This is a genomic window from Sphaerisporangium melleum (genome assembly GCF_014646695.1).
GTDB lineage: Bacteria > Actinomycetota > Actinomycetes > Streptosporangiales > Streptosporangiaceae > Sphaerisporangium > Sphaerisporangium melleum.
Genome location: NZ_BMNT01000033.1, coordinates 1 through 7898, shown reverse-complemented (window position 1 = coordinate 7898; position 7898 = coordinate 1). Strand labels below are relative to the sequence as shown.

Annotated in this window: 7 protein-coding genes; 1 reads left to right on the top strand and 6 read right to left on the bottom strand. The window is 69.8% G+C overall.

Annotation, left to right across the window (positions count from 1 at the left end; genetic code table 11):
• The 6 genes from IEY93_RS26430 to IEY93_RS26405 all read right to left on the bottom strand — a co-directional run.
• A partial coding sequence (locus IEY93_RS26430; RefSeq protein ID WP_189165832.1) for a glycoside hydrolase family 5 protein occupies positions 1–1340 on the bottom strand: 1340 nt, incomplete at its 3' end.
• Positions 1341–1799: 459 nt separating this feature from the next.
• Entirely contained in the window at positions 1800–3269 is a 1470-nt protein-coding gene (locus tag IEY93_RS26425; protein ID WP_189165831.1) for a serine/threonine-protein kinase, read from the bottom strand.
• A 10-nt stretch (positions 3270–3279) separates the two neighbouring features.
• Positions 3280–4290 carry a LacI family DNA-binding transcriptional regulator gene (locus tag IEY93_RS26420; protein WP_189165830.1) on the bottom strand — a complete coding sequence of 337 codons (1011 nt, stop codon included), beginning with the start codon at positions 4288–4290 and terminating at the stop codon, positions 3280–3282.
• A gap of 767 nt (positions 4291–5057) precedes the next feature.
• Positions 5058–5486 carry a large conductance mechanosensitive channel protein MscL gene (gene mscL, locus IEY93_RS26415; protein WP_189165829.1) on the bottom strand — a complete coding sequence of 143 codons (429 nt, stop codon included), beginning with the start codon at positions 5484–5486 and terminating at the stop codon, positions 5058–5060.
• A gap of 280 nt (positions 5487–5766) precedes the next feature.
• Positions 5767–5976, bottom strand: coding sequence for a DUF397 domain-containing protein (locus tag IEY93_RS26410; protein ID WP_189165828.1), 210 nt, complete (start codon positions 5974–5976; stop codon positions 5767–5769).
• Between the two features lie 108 nt (positions 5977–6084).
• Positions 6085–6921, bottom strand: a complete 837-nt coding sequence (locus tag IEY93_RS26405) for a helix-turn-helix domain-containing protein (RefSeq protein WP_189165827.1) — start codon at positions 6919–6921, stop codon at positions 6085–6087.
• A 394-nt stretch (positions 6922–7315) separates the two neighbouring features.
• Here IEY93_RS26405 and IEY93_RS26400 point away from each other — a divergent pair, with 394 nt between their 5' ends.
• Positions 7316–7624, top strand: coding sequence for a hypothetical protein (locus tag IEY93_RS26400; RefSeq protein ID WP_189165826.1), 309 nt, complete (start codon positions 7316–7318; stop codon positions 7622–7624).
• Positions 7625–7898: the final 274 nt, after the last annotated feature.

Below are 7898 nucleotides of genomic sequence, written 5' to 3'. Positions count from 1 at the left end.
GTGGGCGTGGGCGTGGGGGTCGGCGTGGGCGTGGGCGTGGGGGTCGGCGTGGGCGTGGGCGTGGGGGTCGGCGTGGGAGTCGGGGTCGGGTTCCCGGTGCCGCCGCCTGCCGGCGGGATGAGGTAGGGCTGCAGGATGCTCTGCTTGGCCTGGTCGACCGTCGCCCAGTCGTCCTTCAGGATGCCGCCGGTGTCGCCGGAGTTGGGGTTCCACGACCAGTAGGTGAAGGACATGCCGTTCACGCCGGTGCCGGTGTACTTCATCAGCTCCTGCAGCCACACCTTGTCGGTGTTGCTGGCCAGCGTGGTGCCGAACTCGCCCATCATGATGGGGGCGATGTTCTCCTTGTAGAGGTAGCCGAAGAACTTGTCCCAGACGGCGGGCATGTTGGCCGGGTAGCTCGGGTCGTCGAACCACGTCTGGCGGAAGACCGAGGTCGCGTACTCGTGCGGAGAGTAGACCAGCCGGTTGGCCACGTTCAGCCGCACGGGGTAGTCCTTGGCCTTGGAGAGGTTGCCGCCCCACCAGCCGCACGGCTCGTCGGGGATGTTGTCCCAGGCGTTGGCGTTGCCGCCGCTCGGGCAGCTGACGCCCTCGACGAAGATCAGCCAGTTGGGCTGGACGGACAGGATGGCGTTCCCGGCCCGCTCGGCGGCCAGGCGCCAGTCGCGGGCGGTGTCGCCGCAGCCCCAGCACGAGCCCGTGCTGTTGGGCTCGGTGCCGTCGGCGTGCGGCTCGTTGTGCAGGTCGGCGCCGATGACGGTGGTGTTGCCCGCGTAGCGCCTGGCCAGCGCCTTCCAGTTGTCGATCCAGGTGCTCTCGGGCACGCCGCTGGTGTACCAGAGCGCGGTCTGCCCGGCGGCCGTCGGCCGGTGCCGGTCCAGGATGATGCGCATGCCCTTGGTGCCGGCGTACTCGATGACCTTGTCCAGGATCTGCAGCGGGGAAAGCCCCACCAGGTCAGGGTTGCTGTAGGTGTTCACGCTGGTGGCGACCGCGCCCGGCTTCACGGCGTCGTCGGAGTAGGGCACCCGGATGGTGTTGTAGCCCAGGCTCGCCATCAGGTCGAGCTGGTTGCGCCAGGGGTTGTTCGCCCACAGGCCGTGGAAGGTCTTGTTGTCGGTCTCCATGCCGAACCAGTTGATCCCGGTCAGCCGGACGGTGGCGCCGGTGCTGTCCACGATCTTGTTGCCGTTGGTGTGCAGGTAGCCGGTGCCGGTGCCGCCCGCGGCCTGGGCGGGGGTGGTGCCGAGCGTGACGGCCAGCGCGGTGGTGGCGGCGGTGGTCACCAGCGCGGTGATCGCGGCCTTCCACCTCGTGCCGCTCCGTGCAGATCTCATTGGGTGTCCTTCTGACGTGGGGAAACGCGACGGGTCGTGGGGCGGCGTCGCCGTCCCCGCCACGGCCGGATCGCCTTCGTCATGCTTCGGCGCGGTTTTCCGGGACGTCAACGCGAGCCCGGAGAGGCCGATGCTGACCTGCGCGGTTCGTTGTAACTTTCATCACCGCGCGGAGCCTCTGGGGGGCCTCTGGGGCCCGCGGAGGGGTGTTTTCATTGGGAGCGCTCCCACTTCCCGCCCCGTACGGGCGTCCGTGGCCTCGCCGATCTTTGTCAAGGTCCTGTCAGAGAAAGCGGCCCGCGGGACGGCGCCCGGCACCCGCACCCGTCCGATGTCTGGGCGGCGGCGGCGATTAACGACGGCACCTATCACGGGTTCCGGCATCGTGGCGCGGACCTGGGGTGACAGCGGAACGGCCGCCGGGGGGAGGGGTGTCCCGGCGGCCGTCTCCTGGATCGCTCAGGTGGCCTTGCGCAGGGCCGCGCCGATCAGCGCCAGGCCCTGTTCGAGCTCGTCTCGGGCGCCCGGGGTGAGGCCGCCCTCCCGTTCACGGTCGTCGAGCTTCCGGTGGATCGCCGCCAGCCCCTTGACCGGGTCTTCCAGGGACCGCAGCAGGTTGTCCACCACCTGCCGCAGGTCCAGGGCGACGTCGGACCGGATGGACCCGACGCTCTCCCCGGCCTTCAGCGTGGCGTCGAACCGGCCGTACGCCTGGGTGAGCGTCGGCGCGGTGGACCGGGAGCCGCCACCACCGCGCTCGGCCCGCGGGGTGCGGAGCGGCTCGGGTGGCGACTCGGGTGGCGACTCGATGGTGAGCGTGTGCCCGACCAGCGGAGCGGGCGTGTTCCGGCTCACGGCGTCGACGGACGTACCTGCCTCCGGAACCGTCTCGGCCACCCCGTCGGCCTCGCCGCTGGGCCGCGATCCGGTCGCGGGGGTGACCTGTACGGGTTCCGGGAAGTAGGTGACGACCGCCGTGGCGACCGGCGGGGGCACGCCCGGCCGGATCCACAGCAGGGCCGCCGTCCACGTCGCCAGGGTGACGGCGGCGATGGACGCCATGCGCACCCGCCGTACCCAGGTGGCCGTCTCACGCCCGGCCGTGAGGGAGGCGTGCAGCGCCGCGGTGAGCGTCTCGGCCACGTGCTGCGCCGTCGGCCGGTCGGCCGGGTCGGGGGCCAGGCAGCTCGCGCAGAGCTCGGCCACCTCCCGCGGCAGGCCGGGCACCCGCGGGACGGGCGGTGGCCCGCTGCGGTCCGCCGCCTCCAGCGCCTCCCAGGTCGTCTCCGGATACGGGTGCGAGCCGGTGAGCATCGCGAAGATCAGCACACCGAGCGCGTACACGTCCACGGCGGGATGCACGCTCGCGCTGGTCAGGCGCTCCGGTGCCACGTACGGCGGAGTGCCGAAGTCGGCCAGGCGCTGGTCGACCTCCTCGCCGACGAACGCCGCGATGCCGAAGTCCAGCAGCTTGGCGCCCTCCATGGTGAGCAGGACGTTCTCCGCCGTGACATCCCGGTGCACGATGCCGCGCTGGTGGGCCGCCGCGAGCACCATCGCCACGCGGGCCGCGATGACCGCGGCCTCGCGCCACGGCAGCGGGCCCTCTTCGCAGATCCGTTCCGACAGCGGCCGGCCTTCGAGCAGGCGCATGACGACGTAGGCCGCCAGCCTGCCCTGTGAGGTGACCGTCTCCCCGTAGTCGTACACCTCGATCGCGTCCGGGTGGATCAGCCGGGCGGTGGCCCGTGCCTCCCGGCGGATCAGGTCGCGGCCGCCGTGGTCGCCGCCGACGCAGCCGTCGAGAACCTTGATCGCGACGGTGCGATGGAGCGACTGGTCGAATGCCCGCCAGATGGCGGACATGCCCCCCGAAGCGATCTGCTCGACGAGCCGATAACGGCGCGTGAGCACATCGCCTTCCCGCATGCCCCCCGAATCAAGAGGATTCACGTACCACCAGCTCCGTGGGAAGTATGGGGTTGCCGTGAGGGACGTCGTCGTCTTCGGAGGCGATCGACATGAGCAGCATCCTGGCGGCGAGCACGCCGAGCTCCTCGACCGGCTGACGCACGGTGGTCAGCGTGGGCGAGGTGTGCCTGGCGAGCGGGGCGTCGTCGAAGCCGACCACGGCCACGTCGTCCGGCACCCGCCGTCCCGCCCGGCGCAGGGCCTGCATCGCGCCGGCCGCCATCGGATCGGAGGCGGCGAACACCGCGTCCAGGTGCGGCGACCGCTGCAGGAGCCACTGCATCGCGTGCGCTCCCGAGGCGTGGGTGAAGTCGCCGTAGGCCACCGGGACGTCGTTCATGCCCGCCGCGTGCAGCGTGCGCAGGAAGCCGTCGAGGCGATCACGGGCGCCGGGCAGTGTCGGTGGCCCGGCGATCACCGTGATCGCCCTCCGGTTGGTCAGGAGCAGGTGTTCCGCCGCCTGGCGGGCTCCGTCGACGTTGTCCATGTCGACGAAGGGCAGGTCGATGCCGTCGGGCGGGCGCCCCGCGCTGCGCACCGCGATCCCCGAGGCCGCGAGCGTCACCGCGAGAGGATGTCGTTCACGGGCGCCCGCGAGCAGGACGCCGTCGAACGAGCCGGTCACCAGCGGTGGTGCGGCGATCGTCGAGGTGGCCGGGGTGGCCGTCATCACGACGAACGGGACTCCGTAGCTGGTGAACACCTCGTCCGCGGCGGACATCAGCCGTGCGTAGAAGGGTTCGGAGAACATGCGCTGGGTGTGTTCGCAGATGACGGCCGCGACCAGCTGGTCGGACCGCCGGGCGGACGTTCCCCGCGGCGCGCGATGCCGTACGTAACCCAGACGTGACATTGCGTCGTGGACCTGACGGCGAGTGGAGGTGCTCACGCGGACAGAGCCGGTGAGTACTCGTGAGGCCGTGGCGGGGGAGACCCCTGCTTCGGCTGCTACCTGGGCAAGCGTGGGCTGGTCAGCCATCCGGCTTCCTCCGCTTTCAAGGCAAATCGCGAAGGCGTGGGAGCGCTCCCATTACAATAACAGTGTTTCTTGCGTGTCAACAGATGTTTCCGGTAAATGTTCCACGCCCGGTCTGGAGGCGATGTTACGGACATATTCCATGTGAAGAAAGGTCCCTGTCAGAGATTCCTTCCCGGCAAGGGTTCTGGTGGGGGGCGGGCGGGCCGCCGGGCGGCCGCCGGCCCGACGGGGGGAGCCTGCTCAGCGCCATCGGGAAACGCTGCCGACCCGATGCGAGATGGCAGGGTGCCGGGGGCAAGTGTTACCGGGACGTTACCTCAAGTCTCCGGCGGGTGGTTGTTCGGTTCCATCCGGACTGAGGGGTCTATCGGTCTTAGCTGCCGTCTGCGAAGTTTGCCGCTTTTGGCGAGGTAAGCGGGCTTATGGCACCGGATGTCGGCTAGCTCGTACGCTGCGGTGAGCAGGGCGACTGGGGAGCGGTGCCGTCCCGCAGCGGGCCCGATGGTGATCTCATGGTCGCCGGGTGCGGTCGCCGGAGAACGCGCCGTGCCGGGTGCGGTGGTCCGCACCCGGCACGGCATCGTGGCGGCCGGAGGTGCCGGCCGGGCCCGGCCGGCACCTCGGAGTGGGCGCCGGATAAGGGCCTCGCGGCCCTCCCCGGACGTCGGACGTCGGAGGGCTCAGGGCCGGTTGCTACGGGTCCGGTGGCGGGCTTGGTGCTTACCCGCGGGCTCGCCCGTGCCCGTTCGGGCCTTCGCGCCGTCCGCTCAGGCGGGCGGGCGGTCGTCCGCGGGCACCATGGTCAGCTCGGCGGTGCAGAACCGGCAGCGGCGGGCGTCCACCGGGATGTCGCTCAGGCACTCGGGGCACTGCTTCTCGGTGGCCTGCTTGTCCCGGTCGAAGAAGGCGATCAGCCGGGTCATCGGCATGACCACCAGCCAGTAGATCACCGCGGCGATGATCAGGAAGGTCAGCAGGTGGTTGACGAAGTCGCCGTACTTGAACACCGCCCCGTTGAGCGTGAAGGAGTAGTTGCCGAAGTCGGGCTGCCTGCCGCCGGTCACCGCGGCGATCAGCGGCGTGATCAGGTCGGCGACCAGCGCCTGGATCAGCCCGCTGAAGGTGGCGCCCACCACCACGGCCACCGCCAGCTCCACCAGGTTGCCGCGCATCAGAAACTTCTTGAATCCACCCATCGCCAGCCTCTCGGGGGGAAATGTGACAAGGCGTGAGGTCGGTCGGCTACCCCTGGGCAGGGTGGCGAATCCACCCGCCGATGCGGCCCGGGAACGGCCGTGGCGGCCTGCACGGGAAGATACCGCCATTCGCCGGTGAAGCGGCGGGAAACCGAACGGGTATGTCATATCGGTACGGGCGGGTGAACAGGTGGTGTCTGCCGGAGATATCCGGTATGTCGGGATAGCCGGAGGCGGGCGGCCCGGCCCGCCTCCGCGGCCGTCCAGGCCCGGCCCTCCGCTATTCGGAGAGCCGCTGGAGGTCGAACTCGCCTCCTTTCGCGCCCTCGATGAACGCCTGCCATTCGAGCTCGGTGTAGAGCAGCACGGGGCTGTGCGGGTCCTTGGAGTCGCGGACCGCGATATGTCCTTCGGTGGCGGCGACCTCGACGCAATGCTCGGTGTTGCACTGGCTGGCCGAGCGCCATCGCACGCCGGATGTGGGCTTCATGAAATCCCCTGATGGTTGTCGAGCGTGACCGGAACACCCCCTGAGGGGCGTCCATATCCGGCATTATGCCACCAGAAGATCATCGCGGTGCGCGGACAGGGCGGTTGATCAGAAGCTGTACTTCTGCGACACTTCCTCGATGAGCGCCATAGAGGCGTCATGCCCGAGACCCGTGGCGCGCAGATGGTCGATGAGCCGGCGGTAGGCGAGCAGCTCCTTGTCTTTGCGGAAGTACTCGATTCGCCCGCCCACTTCCTGGTATATGACATCCGGAATGGGGTCGGCCATCTCCAGCAGGGTGAACGCCTCGTTGAGCCCCTGGTGGGCGCCGGCGGCGAACGGGATGACCTGCAGCGTCACCCCCGGACGCCGGGCGAGGTCCAGCAGGTGCGACAGTTGGCCGTACAGCACTTCCGCGCCGCCGACGCGGCGGTGCACCGCCGACTCGTCGACGATGACGTGCACCCGTGGCGGGTCCTTCTTGTGCAGGATTTCCTGCCGCCGCATACGCAACTCGACACGTTTGTCGAGCGTGTCGGCGCCAATTCTCTCCGCCACTCCGAGGATGATGGCGCGCGCGTATTCTCTGGTCTGCACGATGCCAGGGAATATCCCGGAATCATAGGACAGAATCGACGTGGCGTCCGCCTCGTGCCCGATATATGACCGGAATCGCTCGTCGGGGTATTCCTCCCACCACTCCGAGGTGCGGGCCTGCCGGGCCATCTCGATCAGGCCGGCGGCCTCCTCCGGGTCGGCGCCGTAGATCACGCACAGGTCGCGGACGTCGCGCGGGCTCACCCCGCGGGCGGCCGTCTCGAGCCGGCTGATCTTCGCCACCGAGCACTCGAGCCGCTCGGCGGCCTCCTTCATGGTGAGCCCGGCGTCCAGCCGGAGCGCGCGCAGCCGGGTGGCCACCTCGTGGTGACGCAGAGATGGGTTCACCCCGGTCACGGTCCGATCACCTCGCCCTCGCCACGGTGATCGCCTCGTCGGGTGCGCGGTCACCGCTGATGCCGAGTCTCCTCTCTACCGCTACGGCGCACACTAGCCATGCCCGTTGGGCAGCAAGGTGTTCGCCGGGGTTAGTTTCCTGTGGCAATTGCCAATGGCGGTTGCTCTTGGCATGAACCAGGGTAAACAGATGGTCAGCCCCCTATAAGAGAGGATGTCGCCACTATGATGCCGCTCCCTCGCGGGGGTGGCCTGCCCCGGCGGGAGGGGGAGGGCCCGGTCCGCGAGGAGCGCGGTACGCGGTGCGCGCACGGGGCGGGGGGATACGGGCCGGTCCGATGGGGGGCATCGACCGGCTCCCGACACCGCGAGAGGAACCGATCCTTTGAATGTCAGCCACGCCGGGATCGCCGGCACGCTGTGGACCCACATCCGCGCGCAGGCCCTCGTCCGCAACTGGGGGTTCAGCGACGCGCTGTTCGCCGAGATCGACGGGTTCGCGTGGGTGCAGGGCTGGGCGATCGACCGGCGCCCCACGCGCCACATCTACCGCGACCCCCGGTTCGACCGGGTGGTCGGCTGCCGTGCCTGCGGGGGGAGCGGCAGAGGGGAGAGCGGCCGCCGGTGCCGCGTCTGCAAGGGGGATGGACTGCTCAACTTCGTCGAGCCGCCGGCCGCGGGGACGGGCGCCTGACATCCGGCACCGTCCTTCGCACCGCTCGTCCGCCTTTCATCTCGTCACCTACTCATCTTCGTCACCGCTCACCGATGCCCACGGCGCACGTCCTGGCGCGTCCCGCGCCGAACCGGACGACCCGCCGGAACGGCAGGCGCGGCGCCCCGCCATCAGAACCTCGGCAGGGGAGCGTCGCCTTCAGGTGACGGGGGAAGGCCGTCCCTGACTGGTTTGCTCTCTGCTCTCATCGCGGGTTCCTTTCTGCCGAGCATTAGATGAGCGGTGCTGTGAT